This window comes from Paraburkholderia sp. SIMBA_054 (assembly GCF_046534875.1).
Lineage (GTDB): Bacteria > Pseudomonadota > Gammaproteobacteria > Burkholderiales > Burkholderiaceae > Paraburkholderia > Paraburkholderia hospita.
This window is the reverse complement of the sequence record NZ_JAWRXV010000017.1, coordinates 54,266-69,458: the sequence shown is the minus strand read 5'-3', so window position 1 is coordinate 69,458 and position 15,193 is coordinate 54,266. Positions and strand designations below refer to the sequence as shown.

Genomic DNA, 15,193 nt, shown 5'->3' with positions numbered 1-15,193 from the left:
GGCGATATGAACATCTCCCACTTCTGCATCGACCGCCCGATCTTCGCGTCGGTGATCTCGATTGTCATCACGCTGGGCGGCGCGCTGGCGATGCTGGATCTGCCGATCGCCCAGTACCCCGACATCACGCCGCCGCAGATCACGATCTCCGCGACATACCCAGGCGCGAGTGCGGATGTGATGTCGAACAATGTGGCCGCGCCGATCGAGCAGCAGGTCAACGGCGCGGACAACATGATCTACATGTACTCGTCGAGTTCGTCGACGGGCGCCTACACGCTCAATGCCTTCTTCCAGATCGGCACCAATCCGGAGCTCGCGCAGGTCGATGTGCAGAACCGGGTGAACCTGGCCTTGCCGCAATTGCCCTCGTCAGTGCAGTCGCAGGGCATTCAGGTGCAGAAGAAGTCGTCGGCCTTCATGATGGTCATTGCCATCTATTCGCCCAGTGAGCGTTACGACGCGACCTATATAGCCAACTACGCGAACATCTACGTGCTCGATGCGCTCAAGCGCATATCGGGTGCGAACCAGTCGGCTATCTTCGGCACGCCCGACTACGCGATGCGCATCTGGCTGAAGCCAGACCGGATGGCCCAACTGGGCATCACAGCGGCCGACGTGCAGAGGGCCGTGGCCAATCAGAACCAGCAATTTGCGGTGGGACGCATCGGGCAGTCGCCGACGGGCACAGCGGTCGAACAGTCGTTTGCAGTCACTACCACCGGCCGGCTGACCGACCCCGCTGAGTTCGACAACATCATTATTCGTGCCGCAAACGGCGACGTCGCGATTGTGCGGCTCAAGGACATCGGGCGCGCAGAACTCGGCCAGAAAGATTACTCGATCCGCAGCAAGTTTCAGGGCAAGCCAGCAACGGTCATTGCGGTTTATCAGCAGCCGGGCGCCAACGCACTCGACGTGTCAAAGCAGGTGCGCGCTACGCTCGCCGAGATGAAGAAGTCGTTCCCGGAAGGCATCGAATACAACATTGCGATGGACACGACGGACTTCACCCGTGCATCCATCGCAGACGTCATTCATACCTTCTTCGAAGCCCTCGTGCTGGTGGTGGTCGTCGTATTCGTGTTCCTGCAGAGCCTGCGCGCCACGCTGATACCGGTACTTGCGGTGCCGGTATCGATCGTCGGCACGTTCATGGGCATGCTCGCACTCGGTTTCTCGATCAACATGCTGACACTGTTCGGTATGGTCCTTGCGATCGGTATCGTGGTGGACGACGCGATCGTGGTGATCGAGAACGTCGAGCGCAACATGAACGTCCACAAGCTGAGTCCGAAAGACGCCGCCAAGCGGGCGATGGACGAGGTCGCCGGCCCGGTCATCGCGATCGTGCTGGTGCTGTGCGCCGTGTTCGTGCCGGTGGCCTTCCTCGCTGGCATCACGGGACAGCTGTACAAGCAGTTTGCCATCACCATCGCGATTTCGGTGGTGTTCTCGGGACTGGTTGCACTCACGTTGTCGCCAGCACTGGCGGCGCTGCTGCTCAAGCCGGGACACCATGAAAAGCGCGGCTTTTTCAAATGGTTCGACAACTGGTTCGCGCGGATGACGATCGGCTACTCGAACATGGTGAAGCTGGTCATCAAGCGGTTCGTCGTGGCGCTGTTGCTGTTTGCCGGCATGATCGCGCTGTCGGTCGTCATGGTGCGGGCGGTTCCCACCTCATTTCTGCCGCCCGAGGATCAGGGCTACCTGCTTGGTGCGGTCATCATGCCGGACGCGGCGAGTCTCGATCGCACGGGAGATGTCTCGCAGCACGTCACGGACTATTTCATGAAGCAGGAGGCCGTGAGCAGCGTGGTGGTGGTTGACGGATACAGCCTGCTGGATAGCCAGAACAAGAACAATGCAGGGACGTTCTTCATCGGCTTCAAGAGCTTTGACGAGCGCTACAAATTCAAGAACATCAGAACGCAGAACGCACGCGCGGTGCTGATCGGCGCGTACGAAAGCCTCTCCTCAGTGCAGGAAGGGGTGATCTTGCCGGTGAACCCGCCGTCGATTCCAGGCCTCGGCACGACGGGCGGCACCGAGGTTTGGATCCAGGCTCAGGGCGATGCCACCATCGCGCAACTTGCCACGGTGGTGGACAATTTTATCGCCAAAGCCAAGGCGCGACCTGAACTGGCACGCGTGACGTCGACCTTCAATGCATCGGCGCAGCAACTACTGGTGAACGTTGACCGCGACAAGTCGGAGACGCTGGGTGTGCCCATCGAAGAGGTGTACAGCGCGATGCAGACGATGTTCGGGTCGCTGTACGTGTCGCAGTTTAACCGTTCGAGCCGGTTGTGGCAGGTGATCCTGCAGGCCGAGCCTTCGTATCGGTTGACGCCGCTGGATCTTGACCAGATCTACGTGCGCAGCAAGACCAACAGCATGGTGCCGATCAAGGCGGTGATGACATCGAAGTACGTCACTGGCCCGGATCTGGTGACGCGGTTCAACAATTTCCCCGCGGTCAAGGTGACGGTCAATCCCGCTCCGGGCTACAGCTCGGGACAGGTGATCAGCACGATTGAAGAGGTCGGGGCCCAGGTGCTGCCCGAGGGCTATACCTTCGGGTGGAGCGGCGAAGCATACGAGTCGAGGCAGGCCGGCAGTACGTCGGGGCTGGTGTTCGTATTCGGCCTGATCATGGTGTTCCTGATTCTGGCCGCGCAATACGAGAAGTGGAGCTTGCCGCTCGGCGTGCTGATGGCGGTACCTTTCGCGCTGTTTGGCGCGCTGCTCGCGATCATGCTGCGCGGCCTCGAGAACGACGTCTACTTCCAGATCGGTCTGACGATGCTGGTCGCACTCGCGGCCAAGAACGCGATTCTGATTTTCGAGTTCGCGGTGCTGAATCGGGAGTCGGGCGAAACGGTGTACGACTCCGCGCTTTCGGCGGCGAGCGAACGGCTGCGTCCGATCGTGATGACATCGCTCGCCTTCATTCTTGGCTGCGTGCCGCTCGCGATCGCAACTGGCGCATCGGCGAACAGCCGCCACTCGATCGGCACAGGCGTGATTGGCGGGATGCTCGGCGCGACGGTAATCGCCGTGTTCTTCATTCCGATGTTCTTCTACTTGCTCGAAACGATGTCGGAACGGAGCAGCAAGAAGACGTCTGGTTCGGGCGGCGGAGCGGCGGGCGACGGAACGCCGCCTGTCTTGCCACCAGGCTCAGGCGCTCCGACCAACAAACCATCTGCCCGGCGCGAGGACGACTGACATGCGCGGCTCCGCGATCCCCATGCGTTCGGTGTCAGCCCTGCTGCTTGCGGGGCTGGGGCTCGGCCTGGGCGGCTGTCTGCTCGGCCCGGACTACGTGCGGCCCACGGTGCCCACGCCGGCGACGTTCCGCTTTGAAACCACCGAGGTGGCCGAGGTGGCCAACGCGATGTGGTGGGAGCAGTTCAAGGACCCCGTCCTGAACGACCTGATTGCCGCCGCGCTGGCGGACAACAAGGACGTGAAAATTGCCGCGGCGCGCGTCGACCAGTTTCTCGGCCAGTTCGTCACGACGCGCTCGGCGCTGTTTCCGCAAATCAACGCCGGCTTCGAAGCATCCCGTCAGCGCGTATCGGTCGCTGGGCTGCCGACGTTGCCAGCCGGCGTCAACCCCGTATTCAACGAGTTTCAGGCGCCCCTGTCGGCCGCATGGGAGATCGATTTCTTCGGCAAGGTGCGACGGCAGACCGAGTCCGCGCGAGCGAGCCTGCTGGCCAGTGAAGAAGGCCGGCGCGCGACGATCCTGTCGCTGGTGGCGTCGGTCGCCTCTTCGTACATCAACTTGCGCGACCTCGACCAGCAACTGTCGATCGCGAAGGCAACAACGGAAAGCCGTGCCGGTTCGGTCAAGGTATTTCAGGCAAGGTTTGCAGGCGGCGACGTGTCGCAGATGGAACTTGCGCAGAGCGAGTCGGAATACGAAGCGTCGCTCGCCACGATTCCGCAGATCGAGACGCAGATCGCCCAGCAGGAAGATGCGCTCTCCGTTCTGCTCGGCCATAACCCCGGTCCGATCCTGCGGGGCCGCGAACTGACGGAACTCGCGGTGCCGCCGGTACCGGCGGGCCTGCCGTCCGACCTGCTGCAGCGCCGCCCCGATTTGCGTCAGGCTGAGCAGAACCTGATCGCCGCGAACGCGTTGATCGGTGCCGCGCGTGCCCTTTACTTTCCGACGATTTCACTGACCGGCATGTTCGGAACGGCGAGCGGCCAGTTCTCGAAGCTGTTCACCGGGCCGGCGCGGATCTGGTCGTACGCCGGCTCGCTGACCGTGCCGATCTTTACCGCGGGCAGCATCAGCGGCCAGGTGAGCCAGGCGGAAGCACAGCAGCAACAGGCGTTGTTCCAGTACCAGCAGTCGATCCAGGTGGCCTTCCAGGAAGTCGACGACGCACTGATCGCATTGCAGAAGTCGCGCGAGCAACTCGTCGTGCAAGGCCGTCAGGTCGATGCATTGCGGACCTATTCGCGGCTCGCGCGATTGCGCTATGAAGGTGGCTATACGAGCTACATCGAGGTGCTCGACGCCGAGCGCAGCCTCTTTAACGCGCAACTCAGCTACACGCAGACCAACGGCCTGGTATTCACTTCGCTGATTGGTCTTTACAAGGCGATGGGTGGCGGCTGGGTCGTCGAAGCCGAACGCATGACGGGGCAGGTGATGCAGCATGGCGCTGCGGCGCCCGCTGCCGCACAGACTGCGACGGAGCAGCCGCAATGACCGCCGAGCGCCTCATCGCCTGTCACGAATGCGACCTGCTGCAACGTGAAGCGCCGTTGACAGGCGAGGGCCTGCTGCGCTGCTGCCGTTGCGGTGCCGAACTGTACCGCCACCATCCGGATAGCCTCGATCGTGCGCTGGCCTATACGGTTACGTGCATCGTGCTGTTCGTGATCGGCAATACATATCCGATCGTCGGCCTGTCGGTGAACGGCGATCTCGTCGAGACCACCTTGCTGGGCGCGGTGCGCGTCCTGTACAGCGACGGCATGTGGCCGATCGCGGGACTGGTGTTCGTGACGACATTCCTGATGCCACTGCTGCAGATGAGCACCATGGCGTACATGCTGGTTCCGCTGCGCCTTCGGCGCCTGCCATACCGGCCCGACATCGTCTTTCGGCTCATGCATCTGGCGAGGCCGTGGGGCATGACGGAGGTGCTGATCCTTGGCATGCTGGTCGCGCTGGTCAAGCTGGCGCATATCGCCAGTGTCGTGCCGGGCGTCGCGCTGTGGACTTTCGGCGCACTCATGCTGCTGCTCGCCGCTGCCAGTGCTGCATTCGATCCGCACGAGCTCTGGCAGCGAATGGGCGACCGCTACAGCGGCGTGCCTGACCGGGACGAGCTCACGACGCCATCCGCACGCACGGCAATGGCCAGCGGTCTGATGACGTGTCACAGCTGCGGCTTGCTGACGAAGTCGGACTCGCATGGGCACGACGCCAGCTGTCCGCGCTGCGGGGCGCATCTTCACGCGCGCAAACCGGCGAGCTTTACGCGGACGTGGGCCTTCCTGATTGCCGCGATGGTGCTGTACATCCCGGCGAACATGCTGCCGGTGATGAACACCAGTTCGCTGTTCGGCTCGGAGAAAGACACGATTCTGAGCGGCGTGGTGTACCTCTGGGCATCGGGCTCGTGGCCTTTAGCCATCATCGTGTTTATCGCGAGCATCGCAGTCCCGATGCTGAAGATCATCGCGATCATGTTCCTCGTCATCTCGACGCAGCGGCGCTCGCTCGCGCTATTGCAGCAGAGAACGCGCATCTACCGTGTGGTGGAACTCGTCGGGCGCTGGTCGATGCTCGACATCTATGTGATTACGATTCTTGTCGCACTCGTCCAGTTCAATGCGCTCGCGACAATCCAGGCGGGTCCGGCAGCGGTTGCCTTTGGCGCGGTGGTGGTGCTGACAATGTTCGCGGCCATGTCGTTCGACCCTCGCCTGATCTGGGACGCGACGGAGCCCAATCATGGCTAAACCTCCCGGACAATCGGGGTCGCCAGACGTTCCTGAGGCTGTTGCCACACCGCGCTCGCGCTGGCGGGTGCAGATTGTGTGGCTGGTGCCGCTCATCGCCATTCTGATCGGCGGCTGGCTCGCGGTGAAGGCGGTCATGGAGCAGGGCCCGACGGTCACTATCGGCTTCGAAACCGGCGAGGGGCTCGAAGCGGGCAAGACCAAGATCAAGTTCAAGAACGTCGACATCGGTGTGGTCAAAAACGTCAAGCTGTCGGGCGATCACCGCCGCGTGATCGCCACGGCCGAACTGTCCAAAGATGCCACGAACCTGCTGATAGAAGACACGCGTTTCTGGGTCGTGCGTCCGCGTATTTCCGGCGGCACCGTATCGGGCATCGGCACCTTGCTGTCCGGTTCCTTCATCGGCATGGACGTGGGCACTTCGACGAAGCCGAGGCGCGATTACACAGGTCTGGAGACGCCGCCGGTGTTCGCCATCGGCGTGCCGGGCCGCGAGTTCATACTGAAAGGCGCCGACATGGGCTCGCTCGATGTCGGTTCGCCCATTTTCTACAGACGGCTGCAGGTCGGCCAGGTTATTTCGTACCAGTTGGACCCGGACGGAAAGGGTGTGACGATGCATGTCTTCGTCAACGCCCCTTACGACAGGTACGTGAAGCCGGATACGCGGTTCTGGCAGGCGAGCGGGATCGACGTGTCGCTCGATACGACGGGCGTCAAGGTCAATACGGAATCGCTGGTGGCCATCCTGATCGGCGGACTCGCATTCCAGACGCCCGACGAAACGCCTGATGACGCGGAAGCCGCCGCGAACACCGAGTTCGCGCTGTTCAACGATCGCGCGGAGGCGTTTAAGCGCCACGATCGGATCGTCGACCACTATGTGCTGGTGTTCAGGGAGTCGGTGCGGGGACTGGTCGTCGGCGCGCCCGTCGATTTTCTCGGGATCGTGGTCGGCGAAGTCGCGGCAATCAATACGGGGTTTGATCCCGTCACCAAACGATTCAGCATCCCGGTCGAGATACGGCTTTATCCAGAGCGTTTCACTTCGCGCTTTGTCAAGGGCGGGGCTGGCGGCAGGATCACCAACGATCGTGAGCGACTTGCGCAAACGCTGGTCGACCACGGCTTACGTGCGCAATTGCGCACCGGAAACCTGTTGACCGGGCAACTTTACGTTGCGCTCGACTTTTTCCCCAACGCGCCCAAGGCAAAGGTCGACTGGACCACCACGCCGCCCGAGATGCCAACCATACCTGGCGGCCTGCAGTCCATGCAGGATTCGGTGACGAGTCTCCTCGCCAAGCTGAACCAGATTCCATTCGGAGGAATCGGGAAGGGCGCACAAAAGACGCTCGCCGACGCCGATACTCTTCTCAAGCAGTTGAGGACGGATGTGGTGCCTCAGGCCCGGGACACGCTCGCCGCCGCACAGACGGCGCTAAATTCCGCGAACGGCGCGCTACAGCCAGATGCCCCACTGGCGCAGAATACCGCGGACGCCATGAGCGAACTGGCGCGCACGGCGGCCGCTTTCCGCTCGCTGGCGGACTATCTCGAACGCCATCCGGAGGCACTCATTCGCGGCAAGCCGGAGGATAACAAGTGAAGCGCCTGTCGCTATGCCTTGCCGTTGCACTGACGATGATCACGCTCGTCGGTTGTGCCAGTTCGAAGTCGGAGTTCTACACATTGAGCGCGGAGGCGCCGCGCGAAAGCGTCAATCGCGGTTCGCCCGTCACGGTCGTGGTCGGGGCAGTCACCGTGCCCGAACTCGTCAACCGGCCGCAGATCGTGGTTCGCGCCGGCACGAACCATGTGACGATCGACGAATTCGCCCGCTGGGCTGATCCGCTGAAGAGCCAGATTCCGCGCGTGTTTGTCGCCGATCTCTCGCAGTTGCTGAACAGCCCTCGCGTGTCGACTTTGCCGATTGGCGGCGACGCGGCGGCGGCCTGGCGAGTGCGTATCGACGTCCAGAGCTTCGACGCTTCGCTCGGTGATACCGCGTCTGTCGATGTCTTGTGGTCGGTGCTGCCACCCGGCAACGCGCCGCCGATCACTGGCCGGACCATCGCGAGTGAGCCCTGCGCAGGCGCCGGCTACGATGCAGTGGTGGTGGCCTGGAGCAGGGCGCTCGCGACCGTGAGCCGCGCGATCGCGGCTGGCATCCGTACGCCGGGCGCCGTCGACTGACGTCTGAAGGGAGCTCTCTTAGGGGGCGCTTGAGACGGTTTCATGGAGCATGGGCTGCGGCCGTCGTTTTCCTGGAAGAGGCGGCGGCCGGGGACGCATTCGCGGAGTCCGGCGTCGCGGGATTGATCGACGAGCAGCACTGCATGTTTTGCCATACGACTCAAGGGGCCAATCTCGCGCCGTCGTTCCCGCAGATCGTAGAACGCTATCGCAAGGTGCCGGGCGCGGGCGCCACGCTCGCGAAGAAGTTGCGCGTCCAGGGAAAAGCGCACTGGGGTGATATCACGATGCCGGACGCGGACCGCGTCGCACCGCTTTCGCCCGAACAGGCCGACATGGTCGCTCAGTGGGTGCTGGCGCAGTGACCGGGTCTGTCTCGTGATGCCTGCCGATGGCACAGGTGGGCTGCGGGCCGGCCGCAGGTGTGATGCGGGTTTCGCAATACGCAGATCGGTCGGCTCGCCCGCGTTTCGACAGTGATGGACTGGCAGGACGCTCTCGTTCGATAAGACGCAAGCGGGCGGTGGCGGTTATACGTAGCTGAGGTTCGCGTCGACTGAAACCGGGACACGTTGTCACCGGGGCAAATGATCGATCGCTGGACTGGAGAAGAACACCGTGAGCCTCGATACGCTGGAAGTGCTGATGGCCGCTTCCCTTGTTCTTCTCCTTGGACGGCAGATTCTTGCCCGGGTCAGGATTCTACGCACGTACAGCATCCCCGAACCGGTTGTCGGTGGCCTGCTTGTGTCGCTGCTGGTGTTTGCGTTGAACCGCGCCCTGCAGATCGACGTCCGTTTCGATACCACGCTTCAAGCGCCGCTGATGCTGACCTTCTTCGCCACCATCGGCCTTAACGCAGACCTCGCCGGACTAAAAGCGGGCGGGCGGGCGCTGATGGCTTTTCTGGGTGTCGTGGTCGGCTTGCTCGTGATGCAGGATGCGCTCGGTATCGGACTCGCCTGGGCACTGGGCCAGGAGCGGTTGCTTGGTCTGCTTGGGGCGTCGGTCACGCTGTCGGGCGGCCACGGCACGGGGGCAGCGTGGGCCAAGGTCTTCGCCGAGCGCCACGGCCTCGCATCGGCGACCGAAATTGCGATTGCCTGTGCCACATTCGGTTTGATACTCGGCGGATTGATCGGCGGGCCGGTCGCGCGATTTCTGATCACGCGCTATCAGCTCGCGCCGAATCTTGAGACGGAAGTGGCAACCTCGACCGGCTTCGAGGAGCCCAATACGGTACGGCCGATCACCGCGGAGGCCGTCATCGAAACCGTCGCGCTGATTGCGGTTTGTCTTGCTGTGGGATCGGCGTTCGCGTCATTGCTGAACGGTACGGCGTTCGAGCTGCCGGCGTTCGTGTGCGTCCTGTTCGTCGGTGTCGTGCTGCGCAACGGACTCGCGGTGCGCGGCTGGTATCGCGTGTTCGAGGACGCCGTGTCTGTACTCGGCAACGTGAGCCTCGGACTCTTTCTTGCGATAGCGTTGATGAGCCTGCGGCTGGGGGATCTCGCCGCGCTTGCCTTGCCGCTGTTCGTCATTCTGGTGGTGCAGGCGATCGCGATGGCAGCCTACGCCATTTTCGTCACGTTTCGGGTGATGGGGCGCAACTATGATGCGGCGGTATTGGCGGCAGGGCATTGCGGCTTCGGCCTTGGGGCAACACCGACCGCGATAGCCAACATGCAGGCCATCACAGGACAGTTCGGTCCCTCCCATCTGGCCTTTCTGGTAGTGCCTATGGTGGGAGCGTTTTTTATCGACATTGCGAATGCGATCGTCATCAAGCTGTTTCTGTTGCTGCCGCTCTATGACTGAAGGCTGACGCCACAGGCAACACTTCGCGGAACCTGGTACGGCCGGTTGCGCGTTGATCAGTCCGTTTAGTCGCCAATTGCGAAGGACTATCGTGGGAGAGATCCCTCAGAGGCGCGCGGCAGGGTCTTGTCACGGAGGCGAGCCAGATGCAGCATTGCACGGATCCAATAACGGATGCGAAGGGATCATGGACAACAGCGGAACGGGGGAGCACAGTCACGGACTGGTCATGCTAGCCGCCAGTTCCCTCATCGCGGGAATGGCCTGCGGCTTGCTCGGAACGCTTTTCCGGTTCGCGCTGGAGAGCGCGGACAGAGTGCGCAATGTATTCATCGGATGGGCGCACACGGAGCACTTTGTTGGCTTCATTGGTGTTCTCCTTGCCACGGCGGCTGCGACCGCATTTGCTGCGAACCTGGTCAAGCGCCGCGCCCCCGACGCGATCGGCAGCGGGATTCCTCACGTCGAGGCCGTGGTGAGCGGTGACCTGGCCCCCGCGCCCCTTGCGCTCGTTCCGGTGAAGTTCATCGGCGGCGTGCTCGCCATCGGTGCCGGGCTCGCCCTCGGTCGTGAAGGTCCGACCGTTCAGATGGCCTCCTCGATCGCAAACTGGATTGGCATGCTTATGCGCCGGAACGCGGACGACTGCCGGATCTTGATCGCGGCCGGCGCTGGGGCGGGGCTCGCCACGGCGTTCAACGCCCCGATTGCGGGCGCCGTGTTCGTGCTTGAGGAACTGCTGCGCCGCTTCGAAATGCGCATGGCCGTCGCGGCGCTTGGTGCGTCGGCCGGAGCGATCGCCGTGGCGCGCCTGATGCATGGTGACGCGCCGGACTTCCAGTTTGGCGTTCCCCCACATCCCGGCTTCGGGACAGTGCCGGCCTATCTCCTGCTCGGCGCCGTCGTCGGTCTTTTAGGCGCGGCCTATTGCCGCGCGATACTGTGGGCGCTGGCTATTTCCGATTGGCTCTCGCACTGGCCGGCATATGTCCGGGCCGCGCTGATCGGGGCAGCGGCGGGGGTGCTCGCGTGGTTTGCACCAGACCTCGCAGGCGGTGGCGATCCGCTCACGCAGCGCGCGCTGATGGGGGCCGGCGAGCTTTCAGGCGTGGCAGTGGCGTTCGTCATCCGCTTTGGATTCGGTGCTCTCTCATACGCTGCCGGCACGCCGGGTGGCCTGTTTGCGCCCATGCTCGTACTTGGCGCGCAAGCTGGCCTCATCTTCGGCAGAATCGGTTTCCTCTGGTTTCCTGGCTTCGCCGCAGATCCGGGCGCGTTTGCCGCAGTCGCAATGACTGCGTTTTTTGCGGCTGTCGTGCGTGCGCCCGTGACCGGGATCGTCCTGGTCACCGAAATGACAGGGGGTTTTACGCTGCTCTTGCCGATGCTCACCGCATGCTTCACGGCGATGGTCGTCCCCATCATGCTGCACTGTCCGCCCATCTATGATTCGCTAGGCGAACGGCTTCCTCACAAAGCTACGCAGAGGTTGTGAGACCCGACCCGCGCGTTGACGTTTCCGCGCGCGCTGAACGGTCCTGCTCCGATATCTGGCGATGCGGGGATCTTCTGGCCTTGCAGGCCGAGGCGAACCACGCTTACGGGCAAAGCACCCGGAAAAGCCTAATGCGGGAATCCTGTGCTGATGTCCTCTCGCGCCCGCTGTTCGCCATCGCGCATTGCGGCTTGAGGATCTATGAAGGTTTCACCTTCGTAGATCTGATAGGCGAGGCAGCTTTCATAGACCGGAGATCCGTCCAGCCTCGTGATGGTGGCTCGCGCCACGTAGCCTGCAATCTCGTTGGGGGATCCAGGTCGATACTCCGGCCGAGCGTTGACGACGACGCGAAACGGCGGTGCATCAATCTCCCGGTGCAACAGCGACGACATGATAGCTCTCCTGCGCTCAACTAGATAATTTCAGGTTTTCCTTCGGCTTGTCCAGTTATATCCGGGTGCACATTGGCGGGAGTTACCCGTAAATCGGCAACAGCAGGAACAGTTTGATGACGATTGCGTTTGCGATATCGATGAAAAATGCGCCTACCATCGGCACGACCAGAAAGGCCAGATGGGATGGACCAAACCGCTCCGTGATGGCCTGCATGTTCGCGATCGCCGTCGGCGTGGCCCCAGGGCCGAAACCGCAATGACTAGCGGCCGGGAAAGTGTCACAGGTACTTCGCGAACGGTATGCCTGTCACTGTGGGGCACGGTGATGTCGAGGTACGATGATCGCTGGAAGACGGTCACGACAGGCAGGTGGTGGCAGCGTCAACGCCGGAGAAAGCTGTGCGTCACCGATACTGAGCTTGCTGACGAAGCAGGCGGATCAGTTGAGGCGATCGGCGCAGGGGCGTTGCCTATGTGCCGGCAGTTTAAGCGAGCGAACAGCGGTGATATGCCGTCACCTTTTGCTTCTCGAGATCTGGAGCCAGGCGATCCACAGGTTCAGTTCGTTTGAAGAAGGAGTGAACCCGAACTCCGGGCATCTGCCTCACGTTACGATCCGCGACCGGTAAAGTGACGTTCGGAGGTACAGGCAGACTCACACAACTGGCTCAACGGCCGTGCCCGGACGGGGTGAGCAGAACGACGTGCGCGATGCCATTGACCTGCGCGAAGCCCACGATCTGCCCACTGTCGCTGATCGCTCCTGCTTTCGCCAATATCAGTCCGGAACCGGCGCCTGCAAGCGTAATCAGATCGTGCATGCTGCCGTTTTCATACAAAAAGGCGCGGTAGGTCCCGTCAGCCATGATGCAGTCGCCTACCACGTCGCCGTGGACATTGATGCTCCATGCCTCGCTCTCGGAACTGCCTGGCAGTGCGCCCAGATCGGTCATATGGCCGCCTTCCGGGTACAGGAATGCATGGGTCTTGCCGCCCGTTGTGCGGCTGTAGCCGATCACGTCGCCGCGAGCGTTGATCCCCGTCGCGCGGCTGGCAGAACCGCCTGGCAACGTTCACAGATCGGTCATGTCACGGGAGGCAAAGCTGTCGCCCACAATGTCGCCGCGTTCGTTGATGCCGGTTGCAGCACCATCCGTGAGTGCACCAAGATCGGTAACGCTGTAGGCAACTGTTTCGGCCGCTGCGACATGTACGAAACAGCCCAGCGCGATGCAGCCGGCGATATACCGTATCGAGACAGGTCGGCGCATGATCGGTCTTCCGCTGAATGATCGTTGGCGGGAAGCGGTCCATTGAGTGTACTGCGTACCATTGCTGTCGCATCGGTTTTTTCGCAGGATAGCCAACGGTTCCGTCCATCGTGAATGCCGCTTGATGGATCTAAGCAAGGCCGAGCTCGCTTTTGGCCCTCGACGTCGCGCAGGCTCTGGCCGAACCGAAATACCAGCGAACCGCGCAGCTGATGACGACAGCAGGGAAACGCTGGCCGTGATAGAGCGATTTCGTCTTCTTTATCGCCTGATGCTACCGCCGCCTTTCCATCAACCTGACAGCGCCGGCGAACACTATGCGGCTGCGCAGATGGCGCATCTCGACACCGAAAAGGGCGGCGCGCATTGATGCGTTGAACGTCGACGAGGCCGGGCGCGATCGTCGACGCTATCGCTGCAAAGCCGATGCGGTAGCATCGAACGCAATCGCGACTCTACATTCCGCCCATGACCACTTATGTTGCGTTGTTGCGCGCCGTCAATGTCGGCGGCACCGGCAAGCTTCCGATGACCGAGCTTCGCAAGATGTGCGAGGCAGCGGGCTTCACCAACGTGCGCACGTACATCGCGAGCGGCAACGTCGTGTTCGACAGCACGCTGGCGAAACGCGCGGTGCAGCAGGCGCTTGAACGCAGCCTCGAGGCGTATGCGGGCAAGCCGGTCGGCGTGCTGATTCGCACCGGCAAGGAGATGGCTGCCGTGCTGGACGCGAATCCGTTTCGCGACGAAGCGCCGAATCGCACGGTCGCGATCTTCCTCGACGCAGCGCCACCCGCCGACACGCTCGAACACATCGCCGGACAGCAGAACGAACAGGTCGCGCTCGGCAAGCACGAGATTTACGTGCACTACGGCGACGGCATGGCAAAGACGAAGCTGAGAATTCCAGCCGCGAAGACAGGCACCGCGCGCAACATCAACACGATTGCCAAACTGGCGGAGTGGGCCGCGCAATCATGACGAAGAGCGCTGCGCAGAACGGGGCTTGTTGCTACACTGCGCGTTGCCCAGTATTCCGTTGCAGCACTTCTCATCCTTCGCTTGCGTCGAGTCATGAAACCTTCCCTGCTCATCCTGATTCCACTTGGCGACGACAGTCGCGCGCGCATTTCAGCATCCTTCGATATTCATTACGCCCCCACACATGAAGCACGCGTTCAATCCATCGCGAAAGAAGGCGCGGCGATTCGCGCCGTATTGACCAACGGCACGACCGGTCTCACGGCCGATGAAATGGACCAGATGCCTGCGCTCGAATTCGTCAGTGCGCTTGGCGCGGGCTATGAAAACATCGCGACTACGCATGCAAAAGCACGCGGCATCGGGCTCGCGAACGGCGCAGGCACGAACGACGATTGCGTCGCCGATCACGCATTGGCCTTGCTGCTAGCCGTCGTGCGCGACGTGCCGCAACGCGACCGCGCGACCCGCGAAGGCATCTGGCGCGACGCATTGCCGATGCGGCCGTCCGTGTCGGGCAAGCGGCTTGGCATCGTGGGCCTCGGCAATATCGGGCTGAAGGTTGCGCGGCGTGCGGCCGGCTTCGATATCGACGTTGCGTATCACAACCGCAAGCCGCGCGACGGCGCGGCATTGCGCTACATCGACAACCTGCACGAACTCGCGCGCTGGAGCGACTATCTCGTCGTTGCAACGCCGGGCGGTCCGGCTACCCAACATCTGATCGATCGCGCCGTGCTCGAAGCACTGGGGCCGAAGGGTTTTCTGGTGAACGTGTCGCGCGGCAGCGTCGTCGATACGGCCGCGCTTTCGCATGCGCTCGCGAACGGCGTGATAGCGGGCGCGGGCCTCGACGTGTACGAAGGTGAGCCGCAGCCACCGCAGGCGCTGGTGGATCTGACGAACGTCGTGCTCACCCCGCATGTGGCGGGCACGTCGCCGGAAGCGATCACGGCTTCCGTCGATAACTTCGTCACTAACGCGACGCGCCACTTCGCGGGCGAAGACGTGTTGACACCCATCTGATCGTT

The 15,193-nt window shown here is 62.4% G+C and carries 13 protein-coding genes and 2 pseudogenes; 10 read left to right on the top strand and 5 right to left on the bottom strand.

Translation table 11 applies throughout. From position 1 onward, the window contains the following. Positions 1-6 precede the first annotated feature (6 nt). From SB822_RS21465 to SB822_RS21430, 8 genes are all read left to right on the top strand, one after another. The gene (locus SB822_RS21465; RefSeq protein WP_007739156.1) at positions 7-3,237 is read left to right on the top strand and encodes an efflux RND transporter permease subunit; all 3,231 of its coding nucleotides are present in this window, start codon (positions 7-9) and stop codon (positions 3,235-3,237) included. Position 3,238: 1 nt separating this feature from the next. Next, complete coding sequence (locus tag SB822_RS21460) at positions 3,239-4,738, top strand: efflux transporter outer membrane subunit (RefSeq protein WP_079482037.1); 1,500 nt, start codon at positions 3,239-3,241, stop codon at positions 4,736-4,738. After that, positions 4,735-6,000, top strand: a complete 1,266-nt coding sequence (locus SB822_RS21455) for a paraquat-inducible protein A (RefSeq protein ID WP_007737018.1) — start codon at positions 4,735-4,737, stop codon at positions 5,998-6,000. The genes SB822_RS21460 and SB822_RS21455 overlap by 4 nt, the downstream gene beginning before the upstream one ends. Next, entirely contained in the window at positions 5,993-7,612 is a 1,620-nt protein-coding gene (locus SB822_RS21450; protein WP_079489037.1) for an intermembrane transport protein PqiB, read from the top strand. The genes SB822_RS21455 and SB822_RS21450 overlap by 8 nt, the downstream gene beginning before the upstream one ends. Continuing rightward, positions 7,609-8,199: a membrane integrity-associated transporter subunit PqiC gene (locus SB822_RS21445; protein WP_079489034.1), complete on the top strand. Its 591-nt coding sequence runs from the start codon at positions 7,609-7,611 to the stop codon at positions 8,197-8,199. The genes SB822_RS21450 and SB822_RS21445 overlap by 4 nt, the downstream gene beginning before the upstream one ends. 29 nt (positions 8,200-8,228) lie before the next feature. Then, the gene (locus SB822_RS21440; RefSeq protein WP_410855586.1) at positions 8,229-8,564 is read left to right on the top strand and encodes a c-type cytochrome; all 336 of its coding nucleotides are present in this window, start codon (positions 8,229-8,231) and stop codon (positions 8,562-8,564) included. 253 nt (positions 8,565-8,817) lie between these two features. Next, a complete protein-coding gene (gene gltS, locus SB822_RS21435; protein ID WP_094297458.1) occupies positions 8,818-10,017 on the top strand; it encodes a sodium/glutamate symporter in 1,200 nt (399 codons plus the stop codon). Between the two features lie 187 nt (positions 10,018-10,204). After that, positions 10,205-11,512, top strand: a complete 1,308-nt coding sequence (locus SB822_RS21430; RefSeq protein ID WP_410855585.1) for a ClC family H(+)/Cl(-) exchange transporter — start codon at positions 10,205-10,207, stop codon at positions 11,510-11,512. Positions 11,513-11,640: 128 nt separating this feature from the next. Here the strand turns inward: SB822_RS21430 and SB822_RS21425 are convergent, their stop codons facing one another. The 5 genes and pseudogenes from SB822_RS21425 to SB822_RS21405 all read right to left on the bottom strand — a co-directional run. Continuing rightward, on the bottom strand, positions 11,641-11,907 hold the full coding sequence (locus tag SB822_RS21425) for a hypothetical protein (RefSeq protein ID WP_007747983.1): 267 nt from the start codon (positions 11,905-11,907) through the stop codon (positions 11,641-11,643). 82 nt (positions 11,908-11,989) lie between these two features. Continuing rightward, positions 11,990-12,178: pseudogene (locus tag SB822_RS21420) on the bottom strand (sodium/glutamate symporter); the annotation flags it as partial. A 400-nt stretch (positions 12,179-12,578) separates the two neighbouring features. Further along, on the bottom strand, positions 12,579-12,980 hold the full coding sequence (locus SB822_RS21415) for a hypothetical protein (protein ID WP_410855584.1): 402 nt from the start codon (positions 12,978-12,980) through the stop codon (positions 12,579-12,581). 3 nt (positions 12,981-12,983) lie between these two features. Then, positions 12,984-13,181, bottom strand: coding sequence for a hypothetical protein (locus SB822_RS21410; protein ID WP_410855583.1), 198 nt, complete (start codon positions 13,179-13,181; stop codon positions 12,984-12,986). Positions 13,182-13,339: 158 nt separating this feature from the next. After that, a pseudogene (locus SB822_RS21405) lies at positions 13,340-13,446 on the bottom strand (IS6 family transposase); the annotation flags it as partial. Between the two features lie 203 nt (positions 13,447-13,649). Between SB822_RS21405 and SB822_RS21400 the strand changes: the two are divergent. Both SB822_RS21400 and SB822_RS21395 read left to right on the top strand, forming a co-directional pair. Continuing rightward, positions 13,650-14,162: a DUF1697 domain-containing protein gene (locus tag SB822_RS21400; RefSeq protein ID WP_079489019.1), complete on the top strand. Its 513-nt coding sequence runs from the start codon at positions 13,650-13,652 to the stop codon at positions 14,160-14,162. A 93-nt stretch (positions 14,163-14,255) separates the two neighbouring features. Further along, positions 14,256-15,188, top strand: a complete 933-nt coding sequence (locus SB822_RS21395; RefSeq protein ID WP_410855582.1) for a 2-hydroxyacid dehydrogenase — start codon at positions 14,256-14,258, stop codon at positions 15,186-15,188. Positions 15,189-15,193 lie beyond the last annotated feature (5 nt).

What these genes read in the sequence shown, in the direction of transcription:
- SB822_RS21465 (WP_007739156.1), top strand. Translation starts at nt 7, where the DNA reads ATGAACATCTCCCACTTCTGCATCGACCGCCCGATCTTCGCGTCGGTG.
- SB822_RS21460 (WP_079482037.1), top strand. Translation starts at nt 3,239, where the DNA reads ATGCGCGGCTCCGCGATCCCCATGCGTTCGGTGTCAGCCCTGCTGCTT.
- SB822_RS21455 (WP_007737018.1), top strand. Translation starts at nt 4,735, where the DNA reads ATGACCGCCGAGCGCCTCATCGCCTGTCACGAATGCGACCTGCTGCAA.
- SB822_RS21450 (WP_079489037.1), top strand. Translation starts at nt 5,993, where the DNA reads ATGGCTAAACCTCCCGGACAATCGGGGTCGCCAGACGTTCCTGAGGCT.
- SB822_RS21430 (WP_410855585.1), top strand. Translation starts at nt 10,205, where the DNA reads ATGGACAACAGCGGAACGGGGGAGCACAGTCACGGACTGGTCATGCTA.
- SB822_RS21425 (WP_007747983.1), bottom strand. Translation starts at nt 11,907, where the DNA reads ATGTCGTCGCTGTTGCACCGGGAGATTGATGCACCGCCGTTTCGCGTC.
- SB822_RS21410 (WP_410855583.1), bottom strand. Translation starts at nt 13,181, where the DNA reads ATGCGCCGACCTGTCTCGATACGGTATATCGCCGGCTGCATCGCGCTG.
- SB822_RS21400 (WP_079489019.1), top strand. Translation starts at nt 13,650, where the DNA reads ATGACCACTTATGTTGCGTTGTTGCGCGCCGTCAATGTCGGCGGCACC.
- SB822_RS21395 (WP_410855582.1), top strand. Translation starts at nt 14,256, where the DNA reads ATGAAACCTTCCCTGCTCATCCTGATTCCACTTGGCGACGACAGTCGC.